This is a genomic window from Neisseria sp. P0009.S010 (assembly GCF_051958545.1).
Classification (GTDB): domain Bacteria; phylum Pseudomonadota; class Gammaproteobacteria; order Burkholderiales; family Neisseriaceae; genus Neisseria; species Neisseria subflava_A.
Map to the genome: position 1 here is coordinate 72,922 of NZ_JBQCVH010000001.1, position 23,246 is coordinate 96,167.

The 23,246-nt window shown below is 50.1% G+C and carries 18 protein-coding genes; 5 read left to right on the forward strand and 13 right to left on the reverse strand.

All coding sequences use genetic code 11. The features are described 5' to 3' along the window. Window positions 1-18 precede the first annotated feature (18 nt). The 5 genes from copM to ACTHSN_RS00380 form a co-directional block, all read right to left on the reverse strand. Window positions 19-402 carry a CopM family metallochaperone gene (gene copM, locus ACTHSN_RS00360; protein ID WP_070504502.1) on the reverse strand — a complete coding sequence of 128 codons (384 nt, stop codon included), beginning with the start codon at window positions 400-402 and terminating at the stop codon, window positions 19-21. 241 nt (window positions 403-643) lie between these two features. Further along, on the reverse strand, window positions 644-2,239 hold the full coding sequence (locus ACTHSN_RS00365; RefSeq protein ID WP_070645472.1) for a peptide chain release factor 3: 1,596 nt from the start codon (window positions 2,237-2,239) through the stop codon (window positions 644-646). 213 nt (window positions 2,240-2,452) lie between these two features. Beyond that, window positions 2,453-3,595: an NADH-dependent flavin oxidoreductase gene (locus ACTHSN_RS00370; RefSeq protein WP_296186744.1), complete on the reverse strand. Its 1,143-nt coding sequence runs from the start codon at window positions 3,593-3,595 to the stop codon at window positions 2,453-2,455. 118 nt (window positions 3,596-3,713) lie between these two features. Beyond that, a complete protein-coding gene (locus ACTHSN_RS00375; RefSeq protein ID WP_440364992.1) occupies window positions 3,714-4,778 on the reverse strand; it encodes a 2,3-butanediol dehydrogenase in 1,065 nt (354 codons plus the stop codon). A gap of 233 nt (window positions 4,779-5,011) precedes the next feature. Next, on the reverse strand, window positions 5,012-6,070 hold the full coding sequence (locus ACTHSN_RS00380) for a histone deacetylase family protein (RefSeq protein WP_070461342.1): 1,059 nt from the start codon (window positions 6,068-6,070) through the stop codon (window positions 5,012-5,014). A gap of 177 nt (window positions 6,071-6,247) precedes the next feature. Here ACTHSN_RS00380 and yajC point away from each other — a divergent pair, with 177 nt between their 5' ends. The 4 genes from yajC (at window position 6,248) to ACTHSN_RS00400 (ending at window position 10,588) form a co-directional block, all read left to right on the forward strand. Continuing rightward, window positions 6,248-6,514: a preprotein translocase subunit YajC gene (gene yajC, locus ACTHSN_RS00385; RefSeq protein ID WP_003678762.1), complete on the forward strand. Its 267-nt coding sequence runs from the start codon at window positions 6,248-6,250 to the stop codon at window positions 6,512-6,514. 75 nt (window positions 6,515-6,589) lie between these two features. After that, window positions 6,590-8,443, forward strand: a complete 1,854-nt coding sequence (gene secD / locus ACTHSN_RS00390; protein WP_070461343.1) for a protein translocase subunit SecD — start codon at window positions 6,590-6,592, stop codon at window positions 8,441-8,443. Window positions 8,444-8,446: 3 nt separating this feature from the next. Continuing rightward, the gene (secF, locus tag ACTHSN_RS00395) at window positions 8,447-9,382 is read left to right on the forward strand and encodes a protein translocase subunit SecF (RefSeq protein WP_003686183.1); all 936 of its coding nucleotides are present in this window, start codon (window positions 8,447-8,449) and stop codon (window positions 9,380-9,382) included. Between the two features lie 324 nt (window positions 9,383-9,706). Continuing rightward, window positions 9,707-10,588 (forward strand): carbohydrate kinase family protein, encoded by an 882-nt coding sequence (locus ACTHSN_RS00400; protein ID WP_070645479.1) that lies wholly within the window; start codon window positions 9,707-9,709, stop codon window positions 10,586-10,588. A gap of 79 nt (window positions 10,589-10,667) precedes the next feature. On the opposite strand, the gene ACTHSN_RS00405 is transcribed toward ACTHSN_RS00400, so the two are convergent. From ACTHSN_RS00405 to rimP, 5 genes are all read right to left on the reverse strand, one after another. After that, the gene (locus ACTHSN_RS00405) at window positions 10,668-11,225 is read right to left on the reverse strand and encodes a nitroreductase family protein (RefSeq protein WP_070645481.1); all 558 of its coding nucleotides are present in this window, start codon (window positions 11,223-11,225) and stop codon (window positions 10,668-10,670) included. Between the two features lie 110 nt (window positions 11,226-11,335). Continuing rightward, complete coding sequence (locus ACTHSN_RS00410; protein WP_440364993.1) at window positions 11,336-14,074, reverse strand: calcium-binding protein; 2,739 nt, start codon at window positions 14,072-14,074, stop codon at window positions 11,336-11,338. Between the two features lie 350 nt (window positions 14,075-14,424). Further along, window positions 14,425-17,319 carry a translation initiation factor IF-2 gene (infB, locus tag ACTHSN_RS00415; RefSeq protein WP_107792455.1) on the reverse strand — a complete coding sequence of 965 codons (2,895 nt, stop codon included), beginning with the start codon at window positions 17,317-17,319 and terminating at the stop codon, window positions 14,425-14,427. 11 nt (window positions 17,320-17,330) lie between these two features. Beyond that, window positions 17,331-18,836 (reverse strand): transcription termination factor NusA, encoded by a 1,506-nt coding sequence (gene nusA, locus ACTHSN_RS00420; RefSeq protein WP_440364994.1) that lies wholly within the window; start codon window positions 18,834-18,836, stop codon window positions 17,331-17,333. A gap of 27 nt (window positions 18,837-18,863) precedes the next feature. Next, window positions 18,864-19,295 carry a ribosome maturation factor RimP gene (gene rimP / locus ACTHSN_RS00425; protein ID WP_003685973.1) on the reverse strand — a complete coding sequence of 144 codons (432 nt, stop codon included), beginning with the start codon at window positions 19,293-19,295 and terminating at the stop codon, window positions 18,864-18,866. 343 nt (window positions 19,296-19,638) lie between these two features. Here rimP and serC point away from each other — a divergent pair, with 343 nt between their 5' ends. Beyond that, window positions 19,639-20,745: a phosphoserine transaminase gene (gene serC, locus ACTHSN_RS00430; RefSeq protein WP_440364995.1), complete on the forward strand. Its 1,107-nt coding sequence runs from the start codon at window positions 19,639-19,641 to the stop codon at window positions 20,743-20,745. 63 nt (window positions 20,746-20,808) lie between these two features. On the opposite strand, the gene ACTHSN_RS00435 is transcribed toward serC, so the two are convergent. From ACTHSN_RS00435 to rnhA, 3 genes are all read right to left on the reverse strand, one after another. Further along, window positions 20,809-22,002 (reverse strand): LD-carboxypeptidase, encoded by a 1,194-nt coding sequence (locus ACTHSN_RS00435; RefSeq protein ID WP_004519319.1) that lies wholly within the window; start codon window positions 22,000-22,002, stop codon window positions 20,809-20,811. A 74-nt stretch (window positions 22,003-22,076) separates the two neighbouring features. Continuing rightward, on the reverse strand, window positions 22,077-22,475 hold the full coding sequence (locus ACTHSN_RS00440; RefSeq protein ID WP_107810229.1) for an HIT family protein: 399 nt from the start codon (window positions 22,473-22,475) through the stop codon (window positions 22,077-22,079). 321 nt (window positions 22,476-22,796) lie between these two features. After that, window positions 22,797-23,234 carry a ribonuclease HI gene (rnhA, locus tag ACTHSN_RS00445; RefSeq protein ID WP_107768880.1) on the reverse strand — a complete coding sequence of 146 codons (438 nt, stop codon included), beginning with the start codon at window positions 23,232-23,234 and terminating at the stop codon, window positions 22,797-22,799. Window positions 23,235-23,246 lie beyond the last annotated feature (12 nt).

A 23,246-nucleotide genomic window follows, 5' to 3' on the forward strand; every position in this document is an offset into this window, starting at 1 on the left:
CTAACTTTTGGGGTCAGATCATTTTACGGAGCTTTTTTTGTTGTGTGCTTTAAGCCATTTTTGCATTTGTTCAATTTCCGCTTGTTGTGCGTTAATAATATCCTCAGCAAGCTTACGCATCTCAGGATCCTTTCCGTATTTTAATTCAACTTCCGCCATTTTTACTGCGCCAATATGGTGTGGCAACATACCTGCTGCAAAAGCAACATCAGGATCTTTATATTGCGCAGCTGCCATCATGTCTTGATTCATTTGATTCATACCTTGCATTAATTCTTGTTGCATTGCAGAATCTGTCGACATTGGCATATTCATGTGTGCTTGATGCGATTGTTCATTAGCTTGGGCATAATTTGAAATTGCAACAGCGCTAAGTGTGATAAAAGTCATAAGTTTTTTCATGTTTTTCGCCTATGTGATAACTGAAGGAGCACAAATTATAAACTTTGACCTAAGGTTAAAGTAAACATTTATTCCGAAAATGTTTGGTGAGGTACTAAAAGCTAAAATAAGACAATATTTGAGCTGCGTTACGGATTTATGTTGCTGCTGTGCCTGACCATTGGGAAGTTTGCTTGGGATTTATTGGGTTGATATCGAATGAAAAAAAGGCCGTCTGAATGTTTCAGACGGCCTTTGCGTTTTACAGTTTAACCGAATGCTCGCGTGTTTCGTGGAACACGATGTCCGGCCAGCGTTCTTGTGTCAGATTCAGGTTGACACGGTTAGGCGCGAGGTAGGCGAGGTTGCCGCCTGCGTCTATCGACAAATTGCCTGCATTGGCTTTTTCAAATTCTGCCAGCTTTTTCTTGTCTTCGCACGATACCCAGCGCGCCGACCAGATGGATGCGCTGTCGAACACGGCTTCTACGCCGTATTCGTTAGCCAGCCGCGAGGTAACGACTTCAAACTGCAACACGCCGACCGCGCCTAAAATCAAATCCGCGCCGCTCATCGGTTTGAAAACCTGTACCGCGCCTTCTTCGCCGAGCTGTTGCAAACCTTTTTGCAGTTGCTTGATTTTCAGCGGGTTTTTGATGCGTACGCTGCGGAACAGTTCGGGCGCGAAGAATGGGATGCCGGTAAACGCCAGTTGTTCGCCTTCGGAGAAGCTGTCGCCAATTTGGATGTTGCCGTGGTTCGGGATACCGATAATGTCGCCCGCGTAGGCTTCTTCCACCAGCTCGCGGTCGTGCGACATGAAGGTTACCACGCTGGAGGCGGCGATTTCGCGGTTGATACGCAGGTGTTTCATCTTCATGCCGCGCTCGAATTTACCGGAGCAGACGCGTAAGAACGCGATACGGTCGCGGTGTTTCGGGTCCATATTGGCTTGGATTTTGAAGATAAATCCGGAGAACTTCGGCTCGTCCGGTTCGACCATGCGTACGGTCGCGTCGCGCGGTTTCGGCGCAGGCGCCCATTCAATCAATGAATTGAGGATTTCCTGAATACCGAAGTTGTTAATCGCCGAGCCGAAGAACACGGGCGTGAGTTCGCCGGCGAGGAATTCGTCGAGATTAAACTCGTTGGAAGCCGCCTGTACCAATTCGATTTCGTCGCGCAACTGCTGGATTTCCAATGGAAAGCGTTGTTCCAATTCGGGATTGTCGATGCCTTTGATGATGTCGAACTCGTGTGGCAGACGTTCGCCGCCGGCGTCGAAGAGATAGATTTCATCGTTCAGGATGTGGTACACGCCTTTGAAGTTCTTGCCCATGCCGATCGGCCAAGTAACGGGCGCGCAGCGGATTTGCAGGATGTTTTCTACTTCGTCCAAGAGTTCCAGCGAATCGCGCACTTCGCGGTCGTATTTGTTCATGAACGTTACAATCGGCGTATTACGTAGGCGGCAGACGTTCAAGAGTTTGATGGTTTGCGCTTCCACGCCTTTTGCCGCGTCGATGACCATCAAGGCGCTGTCGACGGCGGTCAATACGCGGTAGGTATCTTCGGAGAAGTCTTGGTGTCCCGGCGTGTCCAAGAGGTTGACAGTATGGTCTTTGTAGTCGAACTGCATTACAGACGAGGCCACGGAAATGCCGCGCTGCTTCTCGATGTCCATCCAGTCTGAGGTGGCGAATTTGCCGGTTTTCTTGCCTTTTACCGTACCCGCGCTCTGAATCGCACCTGAAAACAGCAAGAGTTTTTCAGTCAGCGTGGTTTTACCCGCGTCGGGGTGGGAGATGATGGCAAACGTGCGGCGGCGGCGCACTTGGTCGAGGATTTCTTGGGACATGGTTTTCTTTGCAAAAAGTTTCAGGCCGCTTTTTCAGACGGCCTGAAGGATATGGGTGTTGGAAAACAGGCTAAAATAAGGGCGTGTGCAACACGCCCTGCAATAGATTGAAAGATGCGGAATTGTACAAAAAAATGCTTGATAATTCAATGTTTGTACCCAAACAAAGGCCGTCTGAAAAGTTTCAGACGGCCTTTGTTTATGAATCGATGATTAAATATCCATCGGTTTCCATTCTGCGCCTTTTACCGGCGGCAGCCATGATTGCGTACCGCTGGAGGCAAATCCCCACAAGGTGTCTGGGAGGCCGTAATGGTCGGCGCGCGTCGGATCGAGTTGCGTTTCGATTTCATCTTCGCGGCCTTCACGGATTTGCGTGGCGATGTGCGGATTAATCATTACGGTTTTGCCCAATGCGATAAATTCTGCCCAGCCGGTTTCATAGGCGGCCAAAATTTGGTCGGCGGTAAACAGGTTGCCCACGCCGATAAGCGGCAGTTTGCCGTTGATGCGTTCGTGGATAAACTGCATACGGGTTTGGGCGGCATCGCCGCCGCGACGGATTTTTTTATCAAATTCCCACAAGGAAACGTGCAGATATTGCAGCGGTTTTTGTACCAATGCGTCAATCAGTGCGCCGGTTTCGGTCATGGTTAAGCCGTCGTCGCCCGGCTCTTCGGGGGAGAAGCGGTAGCCGATGATGAAGTCGTTGCGCTGGTGTTTTTCACGGACAGCAACTACTGCATCGATAACGGCAAGCGGGAAGCGCATTCTGTTTTCCAAGCTGCCGCCCCATTGGTCGTTGCGGCGGTTGCTTTGGGCGGAGTAAAACTGTTGGATTAAATAGCCGTTCGCACCGTGGATTTCCACGCCGTCAAAACCGGCACGAAGCGCCAAATCGGCGGCTTGCGCATAAGAGGCGATGAGTGCTTCGACTTCTTCTGCGGTCGCTTCGCGTGCGTGTTCGGCTTCGCTGGCGGAAGCGCTGATTTTGTCGAGACCGTCCAAAAGGTCATCAATGGCTTTGGAACCGCCGTGATGGATTTGCAAAATCGCTTTTGCGCCTTGCTGTTGCAGGATTTGTGCAGTTTCTTTCAGGCTGTCGAGGCAGTGTTCGCCTGTGGCCTCAGGTTGGCCGTGAAAGGCTTTACCGTCTTTTTGAACCAAAGTGGCGGCAGTGATAAACAGGCCCATATCGCCTGCACGGTTGCTGAGGAAGGTACGCTCTTGGTCGCTGATCAAACCGTCGGCTTGTGAGCCGAAATGGGTCATGGGTGCGACGACAAGGCGGTTTTTGATGGTTACGCCGTTATTAAAGGTGTATGTTTGGAAGAGTGGGGCGTATTTTGGATTCATGAGATTTTGCTCTTGATAAGTGAATGGTTGGCAGAGAATTGGGCCATTCGGGAAATTATCAAGTAAACAGGCTGTCTGAAAAGTTTCAGACGGCCTGTTTATTCTTTAAACCTTAGGATTAAAGATTAGGATTGACAATGATTTTTACTGCGGATTCGTTGTTGTGGATCAAGCGCTCGAAGCCTTCGGAAATCAATTCGTCCAGTTTGATGCGTTGGGTGATGAAAGGCTCAAGGTTGATTTTGCCTTCTTCAACCAATTTGATGGTTTCGGCGTGGTCGTTGCAGTAGGCGATGGTGCCGCGCACGTCCAGCTCTTTCATCACAACGCTGTGGACGTTGATGGTGGCGGGGTGGCTCCAAATGGATACGATGACGACTTTCGCAGTCGGACGGCATGCTTCGACCATGGTGTCCAGCACTTTGTTGACGCTGGTGCATTCGAATGCGACATCTACGCCTTCGCCGTTGGTCAGTTTTTTCACTTCTTCGACGACATCGACTTCGGACGGGTCGAGGATGTAGTCGGCCACGCCGGCTTCGCGTGCTTTGTCTTTGCGTGCTTTGCTCAATTCGGTGATGATGACTTTGATGCCTTTGGCTTTCAGTACGGCAGCCAACAGCAAACCGATTGGGCCTGCACCGCCGACCAATGCGACGTCGCCTTCTTTCGCGCCGCTGCGTACATAAGCATGATGGCCGACAGACAGAGGCTCAATCAAAGCAGCTTGGTCTAATGGGATTTTGTCGGAAATAGGGTGTACCCAACGGCGTTTGACGGCAATTTTTTCAGACAAGCCGCCACCGCAGCCACCTAAACCGATGAAGTTCATGTCTTTGGAGAGGTGGTAGTTGCTGCCTTCGCCGGTCGGTACATCGTCGCGGATGATGTAGGGTTCAACGACAACGTGTTGGCCGACTTTGATGTCGTCCACGCCTTCGCCTACGGCATAAACCACGCCGGAGAACTCGTGCCCCATGGTTACAGGGGCTGACTCGCCGGAGATTGGGTGCTGATGGCCGCAAGGCGGAATGAAAATCGGGCCTTCCATGAATTCGTGCAGATCGGTACCGCAGATACCGCACCACGCAACATTAATGCCGACAGTACCCGGAGCGACGGTTGGCTCTGGAATGTCTTCGATGCGGATGTCACCTTTGTTGTAAAAACGTGCTGCTTTCATTGTAACGCTCCTTTTTTTAAAGTGGAGGCCGTCTGAAAAAGACGGTCAATTAGGGAAAGGGAAGCAGTGTGGCGTGTGAAATATTTTTATTGATATGTTTTATATTTGTTATTTTACTACTGATAATATGAAAATGGTTTGTCTTTGCTCAAATTAAAGTTTGTAAATGAAAAAAAGGCCGTCTGAAATGGATAATCTATTTTCAGACGGCCTGGGGCAATAGTTTGAATACGTTATGGTGTAGGATTGTTACTTTTGCCGCGCTTCAGATGCTTTTGGTAGGCGATGACGTAGTCGGCCTTGCTTAAGCCTGCCAATACGCGGATGTGGGCGGCGGCAGATTTAGACATGGATTCCAAGGTATATCCGCCCTCCAGCACGGAAACGATACGTCCTTGACAGCTTGCTGTTGCTTGGACGATTTTGTGTGTCAGCCAGGCAAAATCGGCTTCATGCAGGTTCAGACGGCCTGTTTCGTCTTGTTTGTGCCCGTCAAAACCGGCTGAAAGCAACACCAACTCGGGGCGGAAGGCCGTGAGCTTGGGAAGCCATTGTTCGCGGATGGTCGTACGGAAGATACGGCTGCCTGTGCCCGGTTTGAGGGGCGTATGCAGCATATTCTTATTGCCGGCGTATTGTTCCGCCTGAGGGAAGGGAAAGATGTCGGTTTCAAACAGGTTGAAAAACATCACGCGCGGATCGTCTTGGAGAATCTCCGCCGTACCGTCGCCGAAGTGGACGTCGAAATCGATGACGGCGATGCGTTGCAAGCGGTATTGGGCAATGGCGTGCATCACGCCGGCGGCGGTGTTGTTAATGAGGCAGAATCCGCCGGCGCTGTTGCTGTGGGCATGGTGGCCTGGCGGGCGGATGGCGCAAAAAGCATGCCAGGCTTTTTTGTTCATCACCATATCGACTGCCTTGATGACGGCGCCGGCCGCAAAACGGGCGGCTTGGAGGGAGTCGTGGCAGATGACGGTATCGTCGTCGATACGGTGGATTTTACCGGGGAGCGGCTGGGCGGCTTCCAACTCGTGCAGATAGTTGCGCGAGTGGACCAATGCCAGCTGCGCATCTTTGATTTCCGGTGCTTCGGTGGTTTGCAGGCGACGCCAAATGCCTTCTTGTTTTAAGGCGGTTTGAATGGCGCTGATGCGTTCGGGCCTGTCGGGATGGTTGGGTCCCGGCTGGTGCTGTAGGAATATCGGATGCGAAATCCATACGGTGCGGGCGTTTTTGCCGAGTAGTCGACGCAGCAGGGTACGCACGCGCCAAATGATTTTTTTAAGCATGGAAAGTGTGTATCGAACGAGTCGCACGGACTGCTAAATATGGTTAATAAATACGGAAATGCTTGGAAATTTTTCAGACGGCCTTTAGAATAGCTCAATTTTACAGTCCGACCAACTGCGTTTTGGACTGTATGCAGTTTTTTACTTTATCTTAAAACTCAAAAGAACGGATATATTATGAATCAAGCTGTGGCTCAATTTGCCCCTTTACTGTTGATTATGGTGGTGTTTTACTTCCTGATTATGCGTCCTCAACAAAAGAAATTCAAAGCACATCAAGCTATGCTGGCTGCTTTGAAAGTAGGTGATAAAGTCGTTTTGGCTGCAGGTTTCAAAGGCCGTGTGACCAAAGTCGGCGAGCAATTCTACACTGTCGACATCGGCCAAGGTGCGAGAATCGAAGTAGAAGTGGAACGCAACGCGATTGCCGCGAAAGCCGAATAATCCGTTTTTTTGCGAAAAGCCGCCTCATTTTCCGAGTGCGGCTGTTTGCCTTTATAAATAAAGCAAAGGTTTACCATGAACCGTTATCCTTTATGGAAATACCTACTGATTGCGTTCACGATTGTGGTTGCGGCTGTATATTCGCTGCCCAACCTTTTCGGTGAAACGCCTGCCGTACAGGTATCAACCAACCGACAAGCCATCGTTATCAATGAGCAAACCCAGTCTAAAGTGTCTTCTGCGTTGCAAAGCGCAGGTATTCAGACTGACGGTATGTTCATTGTCGATAACTCGCTGAAAGTGCGTTTTAAAGATACTGAAACGCAACTGAAAGCGCGTGATGTCATTGAAAACACTTTGGGCGAAGGCTATATTACCGCGCTCAACCTTTTGGCGGACAGTCCTGAGTGGATGGCGAAAATTAAAGCCAATCCGATGTTCTTGGGTTTGGACTTGCGTGGCGGCGTGCATTTCACCATGCAGGTGGACATGAAAGCCGCGATGCAGAAAACGTTTGAACGTTACGCCGGCGACATCCGCCGCGAATTGCGCCGCGAAAAAATCCGTACCGGTACGGTGCATCAGGCTGAAAATGGTCTGACTGTGCCTCTGCAAGATGCCGCCGATGTACAAAAGGCCTTGCCTCAGTTGCAAAAGATGTTTCCTGAAGCCACTTTGCTTGCGGACGGCAACAATATTGTGCTGACTCTGTCTGAAGAGGCGATCAATAAAGTACGCTCTGATGCAGTGAAACAAAACATCAACACTTTGCACAACCGTGTGAACGAATTGGGTGTGGCAGAACCGGTTATCCAACAATCCGGTCTTGACCGCATTGTTGTACAGCTGCCGGGCGTGCAAGATACTGCCAAAGCCAAAGACATTATCGGTCGTACCGCGACTTTGGAAGTACGCATGGTGGAAGACGATCCGATTAAACTTCAAGAAGCCTTAAACGGTAATGTACCGACTGGTTATGAGTTACTGTCAAGCGGTGGCGATCATCCGGAAACTATTTTGGTCAACAAACAAGTTGAATTGACCGGCGACAACATCAACGACGCGCAACCTAGCTTTGACCAAATGGGTGCGCCTGCCGTGAGCCTGAGCTTGGACAGCGCAGGTGGCAGCATTTTTGGCGAATTGACTTCGGCCAATGTGGGTAAACGTATGGCTATGGTGTTGATCGACCAAGGTAAATCCGAAGTCGTGACCGCGCCTGTCATCCGCTCCGCCATTACCGGTGGTCGTGTAGAAATTTCCGGCAGCATGACAACTGCCGAAGCCAACGATACTTCATTGTTGCTGCGTGCCGGCTCGCTGGCTGCGCCTATGCAAATTGTTGAAGAACGTACCATCGGTCCGTCTTTGGGTAAAGAAAACATTGAAAAAGGTTTCAATTCCACTTTGTGGGGCTTTGCCGCTGTTGCTGCGTTTATGGTGGTTTACTACCGCCTGATGGGTTTCTTCTCTACCATCGCTTTGAGTACCAATATCTTGTTCTTGGTAGGTATTTTGTCTGCCATGCAGGCAACGCTGACCCTGCCGGGTATTGCCGCGTTGGCATTGACATTGGGTATGGCGATTGACTCTAACGTATTGATTAACGAGCGTATCCGTGAAGAATTACGCGGAGGCATACCACCTCAACAGGCCATCAACCTCGGTTTCCAACATGCTTGGGCAACCATTGTCGACTCTAACTTGACCTCTCTGATTGCTGGTATCGCTTTGTTGGTATTCGGTTCCGGCCCGGTACGTGGTTTTGCTGTTGTGCACTGTATCGGTATTCTGACCTCGATGTACTCGTCTGTGGTCGTGTTCCGTGCTTTGGTCAACCTGTGGTACGGCCGCCGTCGCAAATTGCGGAATATTTCCATTGGTGCGGTATGGAAGCCGAAAGCTGAAATGGCAGAAGGCAAGGAGTAAAACATGGAATTATTTAAAATCAAACGCGATATTCCGTTTATGAGCTACGGCAAACTGACGACCTTTATTTCGTTGGTTACGTTTATCGCCGCCGTGTTCTTTTTGGTAACCAAAGGCCTGAATTTCTCCGTCGAATTTACCGGCGGTACGGTGATGGAAGTCCAATATCAGCAGGGCGTGGATGTTAATAAAACACGCGAACGCCTCGATACGCTGAAAATGGGTGATGTACAGGTTCAGGCATTGGGTACGAACAAGCACATCATGATTCGCCTGCCGAACAAAGAAGGCGTAACGTCAGCCCAGCTGTCCAACCAAGTAATGGATTTGCTGAAAAAAGATAATCCTGACGTTACCTTGCGCCAAGTCGAATTTATCGGCCCTCAGGTTGGTGAAGAATTGGTTACCAATGGTTTGATGGCATTGGGATTCGTGGTGGCAGGTATTATTATTTACTTGTCCATGCGTTTTGAGTGGCGTTTTGCAGTGTCCGCGATTATTGCGAATATGCACGATATCGTGATTATTCTCGGCTGTTTCGCCTTCTTCCAATGGGAATTCTCTCTGACTGTCTTGGCAGGTATTTTGGCGGTTTTGGGTTATTCCGTGAACGAATCTGTGGTTGTGTTTGACCGTATTCGTGAAAACTTCCGTAAGCCGCATATGCGCGGCCACACTGTGCCTGAAGTTATCGACAACGCGATTACCGCAACCATGAGCCGTACCATCATTACCCACGGTTCGACCGAGGCAATGGTTGTTTCTATGCTGGTGTTCGGCGGTGCAGCCTTGCACGGTTTCTCTATGGCGCTGACCATCGGTATTGTGTTCGGTATTTACTCTTCCGTATTGGTTGCCAGCCCGCTCTTGCTGATGTTTGGCTTGAGTCGTGAGAACATTGCCAAAGAAGTGAAGAAAAAAGAAGAAGTTGTAGTTTAATCGCTGCAATGCTGCGATAAAGGCCGTCTGAAAATTGATTGAATCAGTTTTCAGACGGCCTTTTGTATTTAAATTTCAGAATATTTTGTTTTAATGAAATGAGAGGGGATAAATGTGAAAGAAAAAGAAAAAATAGGGACAATATAATTTTGTGATGAATCAAGTTTATTGTCTGATATGCCCTTAATTGCTTGTCAGTCCCAATATTTTAAAACATAATACTTTTGCCCCCGATGCTGGAGTTTTACTACAAGTACATGATTTGCAAAAAATCTGTCGGGTGTGCAGACCCTGCCAATCAACCTCAAATAAGGAAGGTTAAGAATGAAAGTAACCAGTTTCGGCGAAGTGCTGTGGGACGATTTTCCAAACGGAAAGGTATTGGGTGGTGCACCCCTGAATGTTACCGTTCGTTTGCAGTCTTTGGGTATCGATACTGCCATTATCAGCCGTCGCGGCGATGATGCCGATGGCGAAGAATTGCTACGCCAGATTCAAAGCAAAAACGTCAACACTGATTATTTGCAGGTTTGTCACGAATGTGCGACCAGCTTGGTGAAAGTACACTTGGACAAGTGTGGCAGCGCGTCTTATGAGATTGTTTATCCTTGCGCGTGGGACAGGATTGCGGTTGATGATGCGGCAATCAAACGTGTAGCAGAATCCGATGCTTTCGTTTTTGGCAGCTTGGCAACCCGTGATGAAGTTTCGCGTAAAAGCTTGGCAGTTTTGCTGAAAGAAGCCAAATTCAAAATTTTTGACGTTAATCTGCGTAAGCCACATTACGATATTACCCGCTTGCTGGAGACCATGAAACAGTCTGATATGGTCAAACTCAATGATGATGAGCTGTATGAGTTGGCTGCGGCTTACGGTTCTCCTTATCACAGTATCGAGCAAAATATCAGCTACCTCGTTGAGCTGACCGGCGTCAAAATCCTTTGCGTGACTTTGGGCAGCCATGGCGCGGTTTTGTATAAGAACGGCGAGTTATACCGTCATTGCGGTTTCCGTGTCAAAGTGGTGGATACCGTCGGCTCCGGCGACAGCTTCCTTGGCGGTTTGACTTACAAACTGTTGAACAATGCGCCTCCTCAAGAAGCCATTGCTTTTGCTTGTGCACTGGGAGCGTTGGTTGCTTCACGTCATGGTGCAACGGCAGATATTTCTTTGGAAGAAGTTGAAGCGTTTATGAATCCTGCTTGATATTTTGACAAGAGACATAAAAAGGCCGTCTGAAAACCATTAAATCAGGTTTTTCAGACGGCCTTAGTATTTTCAGGCTTTACCAATAAGTTGTAAAACATTCTAAGTTGGTATTTTTCGGGCCGCTTCCTTCTTCGGTCGGCGAACCAATCATCATCAGGCCAATGATTTTGTCTTTGTAGGTACACTCAAATGCTTCGCGCAACAATGGGCTGTTGACCCACATGCCCGTAATCCAAACATTGTCGAAGCCTTGAGCAGAAGCAGCCAGTTGTAAAGCATAGGCGGCGCAGCCGGCAGTCAACATTTGTTCCCATTCAGGTTTGGGTTTTGCCACTTCACGGTTCGGCGTGAATGTAACGCCGATAATCATAGGCGCCATGTTGCCGACGCGTTCGGCTTTTTTCATGGCATCATCGCCGAAGTTGAGTTCGGTAACGGTCTTGCTCAAAAGCTCGCGGAAACGTTGCAAACCGGCTTCGCTTTGAATTACAGTAAAGCGGTAAGGGCGCATATTGCCGTGATCGGGTACTTGTGTTGCCGCTTGCAGCATTTGTTCCAGTTGCTCGGCATTGGGTGCCGGAGCAGTCAGTTTTTTGGAAGAGCGACGCGTGGTGAGGAGATTTAAGGCATCCATTTTTATTCTTTCTTGTGAATTCGAATGAGAATAATTATATAGCAGAACGATAAATAAATCAGCAAAGGACAAAGGCCGTCTGAATTAAGGTTTCAGACGGCCTTTGAGTTTTACAGGATACCGTTGTTTTGTGTATTTTCAGTAATCAGTGCTTTGTTGATTTCGTCGGCGGTGTAGCTCTTACCGTTTCCGAATACAAAGCTGTCGACATTATTGTTGGCAATGTCATGGATGGTCAGGGTGTCGCCTGTATCTTTGATGGTTAAGACCCAATCATCGCCGGTTTTCAACTGTAAATCTTTCAGCGTCAGCCCTTCTTTGAAAAGGACTTGGGTATCGCTGCCACCATACGGATTAAAGGTATCATTGCCGCTGTTTCTACCAAACATGATAACGGTGTTTTCGGCACCCGGGTCGGTAATGGTATCGTTGCCGCTGGCTGTATCGACGATGTTGATGCCTCGACCCAAAGTAATGGTTTCATCGCTGCGATTGCCCCTGTATTCGACAACAGAAGTGTAACGCGACAAATCTAAATCGCTGTTGTCGCTATCGGCGTGGATGGTGTGGTTAAAGTTGTTGTACACATCACGGTTGAGTTCTTCAACGGGTTGGCCGGTGTATTGGACGACGTTTGTGTTGCCGATCATGTGCGGGATAGGTAGTTTGAAGTGGTTGATTAGCTCGCCCGTGCTGTATGAGGTATTGCCGTCAAACTGAAATTCAGAAATCGCACCATAAATACCGCTTTGGTTTTTGATAGTCAAAACATCGTCTGTGCCTTTAATGCGGATATGCCAAGTATCGCCATCCAACAGGGGATTGGATACAAATTTGTTGCTGTCAGGCATGTTGGCAATACTGGTTTTGTCGTAACCTTTTTTAACGGTAATTTCGAGGTCGTCAAGGGTAATGCCGCCGGAAAATTTAACGACATTAGCGTTGAGTCTGTGTAGGCTTGCCTCGCTATCAAAACCGAAGTTGAAGTCAAAAATGGTGTCGTGACCGTAACCCTTTCCGAAAACATAGGTATCGTTGTGTTCGCCGCCTTCCAGATAATCATTGCCTGCGCCGCCGTCGAGTAAGTCTGCGCCTACATGGGCATAGAGTTTGTCGTTACCGTTGCCGCCGTAGAGTTTATCGTCGGAATCTGGCTCAGTGCTGTAATAGGTTTCACTGTGTTCGCGCAAGATGTCATCGCCGTCGTGGCCATAGAGGGTGTCATGGCCGTCGTTGCCGCCGTCGATTTCATTGTTGGCTGCATTACCATGCAAAGTGTCATCGCCGTCAGTACCGGCAAATTTAATGGTTTCAGCTTTCACAGGTTGAAAGGCTTGTTGGAACTGAGTGGCAGTGTAAGTTTGGTCGTTAAACTGGAAGCGGTCGATAGAAATGCTGCCATCCGCACCGATTTGGTTTTGAATCAGGGCAGAACCTTGTTCGGAAGTAATTTCCCAGCTTTGGCTGCCATCATCGTTATGAATGGTCTTCAGGTTGAGCTTGGCATTGTTCAGGCCGTCTGAAAACTTGAGGGTATTGATTCCTTGGTTGTCGATAATGGTATCGTTGTCGCCGTAGATATAGGTATCGTTTCCGGCGCCGCCTTTCAGAATGTCTTTACCGTTGCCGCCCACCAAAATGTCGTTGCCTGTATCACCGTTGATGACATCGTTGCCGTTGCCGCCATCCAGATAATCATTGCCCTCGCCGCCATTGAGGTTGTCGTTGCCACCCATGCCGTAAACGGTATCATCACCGCGTCCGCTATTGAGGCGGTTGCGGCCTTCGTTACCGGTCAGGATGTTATTGCTGTTGTTGCCGGCGGCAAAAATATTGGCTGAGCCGGTCAGGGTAACATTTTCGACGTGGGTAGCGGCAGTATGGGAAATGCTGCTGAATACGGTATCTTCGCCGCCACCAGCCTGTTCAATCACCACGTCTTTTACATCATCAACGTAGTAAGTGTCATTGCCGTCCCCACCTTCCATAATGTCGGCATCGGCTTTGCCGTCGATCATATCATCGCCGGATGTGCCGATCAGGTAGTCATTGTCGTCGCTGCCATCGATGGTCTGACCGATTTCGGTATGCTCAGCCAGGGAAATATCGAAATATTTGGCAAAGTTGTTTACATCCAGTTTTTGTGTGCCAATGATGAAGTGGGAGACTGCCGGTGTTGTACCGTTTTGAGTGTATTGGTTTTTGATGGTTAAAACGGCGTTGCTGTTTTTTACGGCAATCAGCCAGTCTTTACCACCGGTTTCGTTGTTTTGGACTTCAACGGTTAAATCGTTAAGGCTTAGATCGGTATGAAAGCGGATGCTGTTGTGGCCTTGATTGTCGATGATGGTGTCTTGCTCGTTTTTGGCAGAGAAAAGGTAGGTATCGTCGCCTTCGCCACCTTCAAGCACATCGTTGCCTGCTTCGCCGTTGAGGATGTCATTGCCTGTTTCGCCGAAAAGAAGGTCGTTGCCTTCGCCCCCATTGATGACATCGTTGCCACCGCCGCCGTAAACGATGTCGTCACCGCGCCCGCTGTTGAGGCGGTTGCGGCCTTCATTGCCGATGAGGATGTTGTTGCTGTTGTTGCCGGCACCGAAAATGTTGGCTGTACCGGTCAAAACAAGGTTTTTAACGTGGTTTGGAAGGGTATAGCTGACGTTGCTGCAAACCGTATCATCGCCACCATTTGGGTTTTCAATGATTGTATCGTCACTGAGGGTTACATAATAAACGTCATCTTCCGACGTTCCTATCGTTACTTGTTCAAAGACGGAAGGTTGTAATTGCTCTAAATGTCGTAATTCAAATTGCGCATTGGGGGTGCGCATTGCTTTTTCGATTGTCATGATATTTTCTTTAGATATTGATGAGAGTAACAAGGAAGTAAACGTATCCGGCATATGGCCGGTATTGCTTAATTTGTATTGTGTTTAGGCTGTATATACTAGTGCTGAAATTTGATAAAAACAACAGAAACGTTAAGATATGACAATATATAGAGAGCTTTATCAGGCTTTGTCTGCCGTCTATTCCTTTGCTAAATGGCTTTGCCTTGTATGTCTGTTTTGTTTCTTATATACCACACATCAATTTTCATAGTTTCAAACTATGAATGGTTGTAAAAAGGCCGTCTGAAAAAAAGAAGCAGGTTTCGCATTGCAAAACCTGCTTCTGATTTTTCAGACGGCCTGTCTGATTACAGAGTACGGGCAACTTCGACGATGTCGAAACATTCGAGTTGGTCGCCTTCCATAATCTCGTTGTAGCCTTTGAGCATCAGACCGCACTCGAAGCCCATGCGGACTTCTTTGACGTCGTCTTTGTAGCGTTTCAAAGAAGACAGCTCGCCGGTATGGATAACCACGTTGTTGCGGATGAGGCGGACATGGGAATCGCGTTTGACCACGCCGTCGGTAACCATACAGCCTGCAATGTTGCCGACTTTGGAAACGGAGATAACCTGACGGATTTCGACCGTGCCGGTTACTTGCTCTTTCTCTTCCGGAGAGAGCATACCGCTCATGGCGGCTTTCACGTCGTCGATGGCATCGTAAATGATGTTGTAGTAACGGATTTCCACGTTTTCATTTTCAGCCAGTTTGCGTGCGGAAGCATCTGCACGGACGTTAAAGCCGATGATGAATGCGCCGGAAGCGATGGCCAAGTTGACATCAGATTCGGTAATGCCGCCAACGCCGCTGTGCAACACGTTCACTTTCACTTCGTCTGTGGACAGTTTTTTCAGGCTGCCCGCCAAAGCTTCGTAAGAACCTTGTACGTCTGCTTTGATGATGACGGACAAGGATTGGGCTTGGTTTTCGCCCATGTTGTTGAACATGTTTTCCAGTTTTGCGGCCTGTTGTTTGGCCAAGCGCACGTCGCGGTATTTGCCTTGACGGAAGAGGGCGATTTCGCGCGCTTTTTTCTCGTCGGCCAATACCATTGCATCTTCGCCTGCGTTCGGAACGTCGGACAAGCCGAGGATTTCGACAGGGATAGACGGACCGGCTTCATTGATGGCTTTGCCGTTTTCGTCAACCATTGCACGGATTTTACCGAATGCAGTACCGGCCAGCAGCATATCGCCCTTTTTCAGCGTACCGCTTTGTACCAAGAGGGTGGCAACCGCGCCGCGGCCTTTGTCCAAACGTGCCTCTACGATGATACCTTTGGCAGGTGCATCGACTGGGGCAGTCAGTTCCAAAACTTCGGCTTCGAGCAAGACGGCTTCGAGCAATGCATCGATGTTCAGGCCTTTTTTAGCGGAAACGTCGATAAATTGTACATCGCCGCCCCATTCGTCCGGCACGACTTCGTGCGCGGTCAGCTCTTGGCGGATACGCTCTGGGTTGGCGGCTTCTTTATCGATTTTGTTGACGGCAACCACAATTGGTACGCCCGCAGCTTTAGCATGGGCAATCGCCTCGATGGTTTGCGGCATCACGCCGTCGTCGGCTGCTACAACAAGAATCACGATATCGGTTGCTTTCGCACCGCGCGCACGCATGGCGGTAAACGCTTCGTGACCCGGAGTATCCAAGAAGGTAATCACGCCGCGAGGGGTTTCAACGTGGTATGCGCCGATGTGTTGGGTAATGCCGCCCGCTTCGCCTTGTACCACTTTGGCGCGGCGGATGTAGTCCAGTAGGGAAGTTTTACCGTGGTCAACGTGACCCATCACGGTAACAACCGGAGGACGCGGCAATGCTTCGGCTTCTACTGCTTCAACGCCTTCATCCAAGAAGGCTTCAGGATCGTCGGCGGCGGCAGGTTTGCCGATGTGGCCGAGTTCTTCCACAACAATCAGGGCAGTGTCTTGGTCGATGGATTGGTTGATGGTTACCATCATGCCCATTTTCATCAGGGCTTTAACCACTTCGACGCCTTTAACGGCCATTTTGTGTGCCAAGTCGGCAACGGTAATGGTTTCAGGCACTAAAACTTCGTGTACGACAGGTTCGGTCGGCGCTTGGAAGGCGTGTTGGTTTGGCTCAAGTTTGAGTTTTTTGCCTTTTTTGCCGCCGCGTACGCGCTCGTCGTCGCCAGTGCGTGTATTGTTGCGGTCGCGACCACCTTTGCCGCCTTTGCCTTTAGCATTGCGGCCTTGAGTGTCTTCATCACGCTCACGACGGTCTTCTTTTTTACTGCGCGCGTTGTGTTCGGATTTGCCTTCGCCGGATGCTGCTTTAGCTTTCTCGGCAGGTTTACTGCGTTCGCCTGATTTGGCTTCTTTAGTAGGTTTTGAGTCTTTCTCGGCCTGTTGTTTTATGGCTTCACGGCGTGCTTGACGCTCTTGTTTTTCTTTCAACAAGGCTTCTTGATGCGCACGCAGGGCGGCGGCACGACGGGCTTCTTCATCGCGTTGAGCCTGTTCTTCCACGCTGACGACAGGTTGCGGTACGGCAGGAGCGGCAGGTTTAGCTGCCTTTTTCGCTTCTTTGCCTTTGCCGCCTTTGTCTTGTTTGGCTTTGGCAGGTTTCTTGGCTTCGGCTGGTTTTTCAGCTTCAACGGATTTTTCAGACGGCTTGTTGTCTGCTTTAGCTTCAACTTTTACTTCGGTCTTGGCTTCTACAGCTTCAACCGGTTTGGCTTCTTCTTTTTTAGCTTCGGCAGGTTTGCCTTCCGCTTTTGGTGCGGCTTTGGCTGCTTTCAGTCTGGCTGCTTCGGCCTCTGCTTTGGCGCGGGCTTCGGCTTTTGCGGCTGCTTCTGCTTCAGCTTTGGCTTTTTCTTCGGCAGCTTTTGCGGCTGCTTTTTCTGCTTCGGCTTTTTGGTTTTCAGCCGCTACTTTGGCTTTGGCTTCCGCGGCCAATTCTTCGGAAGAAGGAATGGTAACGGCACGGCTGCGGCGGCGTGTTTCCACTTTTACGCCGTCAACGGTGCTGACTTCGGTTTTTTTGCGGCGGATGCTGATGGTGCCGCTGTTGCTGCCGTTTTTCTTTTGCAGGTAAGCGGTCAGCAATTGTTTGTCGTCAGTGGTCAGGCTGTCATTACCGCTGTTTTTGTTGACGCCGGCTTCTTTCAATTGTTTGAGCAAATCATCGACGGGGCGGTTTAGTTCGGCGGCAAATTGTGCTACGGTTGTATTACTCATTCAGTACCCCCTTAGTTGTTTTCTTCAGTAAACCAGTGTTCGCGTGCAGCCAAAATCACTTTTTTGGCTTCTTCTTCGTCAACACCGGTAATTTCGACCAATTCGTCAACAGACAATTCGGCCAGATCGTCGCGTTGGGTCACGCCTGCTTCGGCAAGCTTGCGCAACATATCGGAATCTACGCCGTCCAGATTGCGCATGTCTTCAGACACTTCGCCCAGTTTTTCTTCTGCCGCGATGGTCATGGTCAGGATCGCGTCGCGTGCGCGGTTGCGCAGGGTTTCAACGATTTCTTCGTCAAAGCCGTCAATGGCGAGCAATTCTGCCGCTGGAACGTAAGCAACTTCTTCCAAAGTGGCAAAGCCTTCTTCCACCAAGATATCGGCGGTTTCGTCGTCGATGTTCAAGTGGGTGGTGAAGAGGTTGCGGATAACGGCGTCTTCGGCGGCATTGCGCTCGTCGGCTTCTTCAACGGTCATGATGTTCAGCTGCCAGCCGGTCAGGATGGAAGCCAGGCGGACGTTTTGACCGCCGCGGCCGATGGCCAGCGCCAGTTGGTTTTCATCAACAATCACGTCAACGGCGTGTTTGTCTTCGTCAATCACGATGCGGCTCACTTCGGCAGGAGACAGCGCGTTCATCACGAATTGGGCTGTCTCAGGAGACCACAATACGATGTCAATGCGTTCGCCGGACAATTCGTTGCTCACGGCGTTAACACGGGAACCGCGCACGCCGATACAAGTACCTTGCGGGTCGATGCGTTGGTCGTTGGCTTTAACGGCAACTTTGGCGCGTTGGCCGGGGTCGCGTGCTACTTCGCGGATTTCCAACAGGCCGTCTGCAATTTCAGGTACTTCGTTGGCGTAGAGTTTGGCCAAGAAGTCGCCGCTGGTACGGCTCAAAATGACTTGTTTGCGGCCGGTATTGCCGATTTCGTCCACACGCAGGAAGAGGGCGCGGATGCGGTCGCCGCTGCGGAAGTTTTCGCGCGGAATCATTTCTTCGCGCGGAATCAGTGCGTCGAGTTTGCCCGCGACGACTTCAACGATGATGCCGTGGCGCTCGACACGTTTTACCGTACCGGAAACGATGTCTTCTTTAGAAGCGAGGAACTCGTTCAGGTTTTGCTCGCGCTCCGCATCGCGGATGCGTTGCAGAATGATTTGTTTGGCAGTTTGAGCTGCTTGGCGGCCGAAGCCTTCGTTTGGCAGCTGCTCTTCGTAGTATTCGCCGATTTGGATGGTTGTGCCGGGAATTTCTTCTTGGATTTCCTCGATGGTTTTTTCTACGTCAGGGTAGGTGTAGTCTTCATCGGCAACAATCAGCCAGCGGCGGAAGGTTTGGTATTCGCCGGTATCGCGGTCGATTTCGACGCGCACGTCCATGTGCTCACGGTCGGCTTTTTTCTTGGCAGCAGTAGAGAGGGCGAATTCAAGGGCTTTGAATACGACTTCCGTTTCAACGTTTTTTTCACTTGCCAGCGCTTCGGCCAGCTGTAACATTTCGCGACTCATTTTCTAGAATCTCCAAGTAATCGGTTTTTAAAATTTAAATTCGGGGCGCAAACGGGCTTTGTCGATGTTGCTCAATTCGATTTGGGCAGTTTTGCCGTCGAAAGAGACGGTAACGATGTCGTTTTCGCAAGATTCGATGCGGCCGATGAAGTTTTTCTGACCATCAATCGGCAGGCGTGTTTTGATTTTGGCGTTCTGGCCGGCAAAGCGCACGAAGTCGGCGGCTTTTTTCAACGGACGGTCAAGGCCAGGGCTGGAGATTTCCAAACGTTTGTAGTCGATGTCTTCAACCATAAACACGCGGCTCAGATGGTTGCTGACAGTGGCGCAGTCTTCGACGGTGATACCGCCTTCTTTATCGATGAAAACGCGCAAATCGCCTTGTGCGGTCAGTTCGAAATCGACCAGCTCGTAGCCCAAGCCGGGCAGGGTTTTATCAAGAATGCTTTGAATATCCATGCTTCTCCTGAAGTACATAAACAAAAAAATGGCCGCGCGGCCATTTTTCGTGTGATTTGAAAAATTGGCCTATTATAACTGTTTTCAAGATAAAAGAAAAGTGTTGATTTGGCGTGGATTTTTTGAAGTGATTGCTTAAATGTAAAGGGTAGGGTTGAGGCCGTCTGAAAAGGGAATTGTTGACAAGTTTTGATATGATAGTTTTGAAATTATTTTGGAAAACAAAGAATTGGTATTGCTTTGTTTTCAGACGGTCTTGAATTTCCGGATTTTTCGTGCTTGCACAATGTGCAAGGCGGTTCTACAATTTCTTCATACCCACCGAATAAGAAAGAAGGCCGCCATGTCTGCACATCCGATTTACAATTTTTCCGCCGGTCCTGCCGTATTGCCGGAAGCGGTATTGCGTACCGCACAACAGGAGATGCTCGACTACAACGGTACGGGATTCCCCGTGATGGCGATGAGCCACCGTTCGGATATGTTTTTGAGTATTCTGCATCATGCCGAACAAGACTTGCGCCAGCTTTTGAATATTCCGTCCAACTATAAAATCTTGTTTTTACAGGGCGGTGCGACCACGCAATTTAATATGGCGGCCATGAATTTGGCGCACGGTTTTGCGACTGCCGACGCGGTGGTAACGGGCAACTGGAGCCGTATTGCCTATGAACAGATGAGCCGTTTGAGCAATGCCGAAATCCGTTTGTCCGCGCATGGCGGCGAGCAATATGCCTATAAAAACCTGCCTGCGGTTGAGGATTGGGATGTCAACCCGAATTCTGCGTTTGTTCATTTTGCGATTAATGAAACCGTAAACGGCTTGCAGTATCAAAACGTCCCCAAACTTTCAGACGGCCTGCCGCCGTTGGTGTGCGATATGTCAAGCGAGATTTTGTCTCGTGAGTTTAATGTGTCCGATTACGGCTTGATTTATGCCGGCGCGCAAAAAAATATCGGTCCTGCCGGTGCAACCGTGGTCATTATCCGCGAGGATTTGCTGGAGCGTTGTCCAAACGATATTCCCGATGTGTTCAACTACCGTTCGCACATCAACCGCGACGGTATGTACAACACGCCTTCCACTTATGCGATTTATATGTCGGGTTTGGTGTTCCGCTGGCTGCAAACGCAGGGCGGTGTGAAAAAAATTGAAGCAGTCAATCGAATAAAGGCGCAAACCTTGTATGAGACGATAGACGGCAGCGGAGGTTTTTACATCAACGATATTCATCCTGATGCGCGCTCCAAAATGAACGTGGTCTTCAAAACCGCAAGCGAAGACTTGGACCGCCGTTTTGTGTTGGAAGCCGAGTTGCAGGGCTTGTGCCTGCTCAAGGGTTATAAAACCGTCGGCGGTATGCGTGCCAGCATTTACAATGCGATGCCGCTTGAAGGTGTGAACGCGTTGGCCGACTTTATGAAAGATTTCCAACGACGTTACGGTTAAGATGAAGATATAAAAAGGCCGTCTGAAACTGGGTTTCAGACGGCCTTTTGATTTGAACAAGCCTTATTCGGTCACTTCTTCAGTGATGCTGTCGCGGTAGATGGTGCTGTCGTAAGTCGGAACAGGAGGCGGCAGCAGGCTGTCGAGTGTCAGCGCGGACGGGTTCAGCGTAGGATAGCCGCTGAAGGTTACGGAATAACCGCCGTTGCCGGTACTGCGGACTTTGGTATGCGCGCCCAAAGGGAAAGTGGTTTTGTTGGTGATGTGGCCGAATGGGAAACCGGTCAATACAGGAATCTTGGCGGTGCGCGAAATGTGGTTGACGACGGCGGAGAAGTCGTAGCTGGAGTCGTACACGTCGCGGATGGTGCCCATGCGGAAATCGCCGAAGATGATGGCGCGTTGTTTTTGCAAAACACCTGACAGATAAAGCGTATTGAGCATACGCTCGATGCGGTAAGGCTGTTCGCTGACGTCTTCGATAAAGAGGATGCCGCCTTGAATATCGGGCATGTAAGGCGTACCGGCGAGGGAGGCGAGAACGCTGAGGTTGCCGCCCCATAATGTGCCTTCGACGTTGACATCGGCGCGTTGGATGGTCGGAACATCAACGATGTTGACGTTGTTGGTCGTGCCGCGGATGAACGAATCCATGGTAAAGACGCTGGGGTCTGCTTTGCCGAATTCGCTGTACACCATCGGGCCTGCAAAGCTCATCATATTGCCTTTGGCCAACAGGGCGAGTTGGACGGCGCACACGTCGCTGAAACCGAAGAACAATGTGCCGCGTTCGCGCATTCTGGCGCCGAGTGAGGCAAAGTCGATTTGCGGCAGGATGCGTGCTGCGCCGTAGCCGCCGCGCAGGCCCATCAAGACTTTGGGCGTTTCGACGCGGCCGCTGGCAACGTCTTGGAAGTCGGCGGCGCGTTGGGCGTCGCTGCCGGCAAAGCGTTGGTAACGGCGGCTGCCTGCCTGTTGGTTGGTCACGGTAAAGCCTGCGTTGTAGAGGCGGGTCAGGCCGGTGGTCACGCGGTTGGAGTCTTCGGCGAAGCCTGACGGCGCAACAACGCGCAGGAGGTTGTCGCCGGAACGTGGCGGATGGGGTTGCTTAGGTTGCACGGTTTTGGCTTTCGCGGTGGTAGATGTGGTTTTAGTTTGCGGCGTGGTGGTCGTGCCTGTGCCGCAGGCTTGCAACAACCCTGCGCCTGCCGCGGCAGAGCAGGTACGCAGGAAATGGCGGCGCGTGGTGGAGTTCATTGAGGTTTTCCTTTCGTTATATGTTCAGACGGCCTGAAGCTTGGCGTGTTGGACCTTACAGGCCGTCTGAAAGTTTAAGCGATTAAGTTTTTGATTTGTTCCGGCCAATTTTCGGGCAAGGTCATACCGTGTTCGCGGACGGGTGCGGCCCAAATCGGCGCGGGGAAGTTGGCGTCGTTTTCAAAGCGGGCGATAACGTGCCAATGCAGATGGGGCACAACATTGCCGAGGCTGGCCAAATTGATTTTGGCCGGGCGGAAGACTTGGCGCATTGCGGCTTCAACTTGATACACCATTTCCATGATTTCGTTGCGTTCGGCAGGGGAAAGGTCGGTCATCTCGGAGACATGGTCATTCCAAATCACGCGGCAGAATGCCGGTGCGCCGGCTTCGTTGTGGACGGCGATAACGCGCAGGTTGGGCGTTTGCAGCAAAATATCTTCGTTGTCGGCAGTGCAGATGGGGCAGGTCATGGTTTTCTCTTTCTCAGTCTGAATAGGAATCGGATGATTTCAATCAGGATTTTTAGAATTAGGTAAATAGCAGTCAGCGTGATGAATGCGAAAAACCACGGTTTGAGTATAAACCACCAAAATCAATAGGCGGGCGTGATTAAGTCGGCACATTCTTCGGCACTCTTAACGTGGTCACACAATCCAAATTTAAAAAAATCATTGACATCATGAAAGGGCGAATAGGCGAACATCAGCGTTATGGGTGTCACACAAATCAATGCAATGACGGCAATCCAAAAGAATGGTTTGAGATGTTTGAGTACATTCATGGATGAAGTGTCATACAAATTTTGCCGCCCCTTGATTGGCAAGCTCGTCGGCCTTTTCGTTTTCAGGGTGTCCGGCGTGGCCTTTTACCCACGTCCAACGGACATCGTGTTGTTGAACCAGGCTATCCAGTTCTTTCCATAAATCGTCGTTTTTGACCGGTTTTTTGGCGGCGGTTTTCCAGCCGTTTTTTTTCCAACCGTGTATCCAGCTTTCCATGCCGTTTTTGACGTATTGCGAGTCGGTGCAGATGATGACTTGGCAGCGGCGTTTTAAGGATTTCAGTCCTTCGATGACGGCGGTCAGCTCCATGCGGTTGTTGGTGGTTTCGGCTTCGCCGCCGAACAATTCTTTTTCGTGTGTGCCGTAGCGCATAAATACCCCCCAGCCGCCTGCGCCGGGGTTGCCTTTGCATGCGCCGTCTGTGTAGAGGTAAACGGGTTTATCCATGGGCATGTCTTT

What these genes read in the sequence shown, in the direction of transcription:
- serC (WP_440364995.1), top strand. Translation starts at nt 19,639, where the DNA reads ATGTCTGCACATCCGATTTACAATTTTTCCGCCGGTCCTGCCGTATTG.
- ACTHSN_RS00370 (WP_296186744.1), bottom strand. Translation starts at nt 3,595, where the DNA reads ATGAATCCAAAATACGCCCCACTCTTCCAAACATACACCTTTAATAAC.
- ACTHSN_RS00435 (WP_004519319.1), bottom strand. Translation starts at nt 22,002, where the DNA reads ATGAACTCCACCACGCGCCGCCATTTCCTGCGTACCTGCTCTGCCGCG.
- ACTHSN_RS00440 (WP_107810229.1), bottom strand. Translation starts at nt 22,475, where the DNA reads ATGACCTGCCCCATCTGCACTGCCGACAACGAAGATATTTTGCTGCAA.
- yajC (WP_003678762.1), top strand. Translation starts at nt 6,248, where the DNA reads ATGAATCAAGCTGTGGCTCAATTTGCCCCTTTACTGTTGATTATGGTG.
- infB (WP_107792455.1), bottom strand. Translation starts at nt 17,319, where the DNA reads ATGAGTAATACAACCGTAGCACAATTTGCCGCCGAACTAAACCGCCCC.
- secD (WP_070461343.1), top strand. Translation starts at nt 6,590, where the DNA reads ATGAACCGTTATCCTTTATGGAAATACCTACTGATTGCGTTCACGATT.
- ACTHSN_RS00410 (WP_440364993.1), bottom strand. Translation starts at nt 14,074, where the DNA reads ATGACAATCGAAAAAGCAATGCGCACCCCCAATGCGCAATTTGAATTA.
- ACTHSN_RS00375 (WP_440364992.1), bottom strand. Translation starts at nt 4,778, where the DNA reads ATGAAAGCAGCACGTTTTTACAACAAAGGTGACATCCGCATCGAAGAC.
- ACTHSN_RS00400 (WP_070645479.1), top strand. Translation starts at nt 9,707, where the DNA reads ATGAAAGTAACCAGTTTCGGCGAAGTGCTGTGGGACGATTTTCCAAAC.
- ACTHSN_RS00380 (WP_070461342.1), bottom strand. Translation starts at nt 6,070, where the DNA reads ATGCTTAAAAAAATCATTTGGCGCGTGCGTACCCTGCTGCGTCGACTA.
- copM (WP_070504502.1), bottom strand. Translation starts at nt 402, where the DNA reads ATGAAAAAACTTATGACTTTTATCACACTTAGCGCTGTTGCAATTTCA.
- rnhA (WP_107768880.1), bottom strand. Translation starts at nt 23,234, where the DNA reads ATGGATAAACCCGTTTACCTCTACACAGACGGCGCATGCAAAGGCAAC.
- secF (WP_003686183.1), top strand. Translation starts at nt 8,447, where the DNA reads ATGGAATTATTTAAAATCAAACGCGATATTCCGTTTATGAGCTACGGC.
- rimP (WP_003685973.1), bottom strand. Translation starts at nt 19,295, where the DNA reads ATGGATATTCAAAGCATTCTTGATAAAACCCTGCCCGGCTTGGGCTAC.
- ACTHSN_RS00405 (WP_070645481.1), bottom strand. Translation starts at nt 11,225, where the DNA reads ATGGATGCCTTAAATCTCCTCACCACGCGTCGCTCTTCCAAAAAACTG.
- ACTHSN_RS00365 (WP_070645472.1), bottom strand. Translation starts at nt 2,239, where the DNA reads ATGTCCCAAGAAATCCTCGACCAAGTGCGCCGCCGCCGCACGTTTGCC.
- nusA (WP_440364994.1), bottom strand. Translation starts at nt 18,836, where the DNA reads ATGAGTCGCGAAATGTTACAGCTGGCCGAAGCGCTGGCAAGTGAAAAA.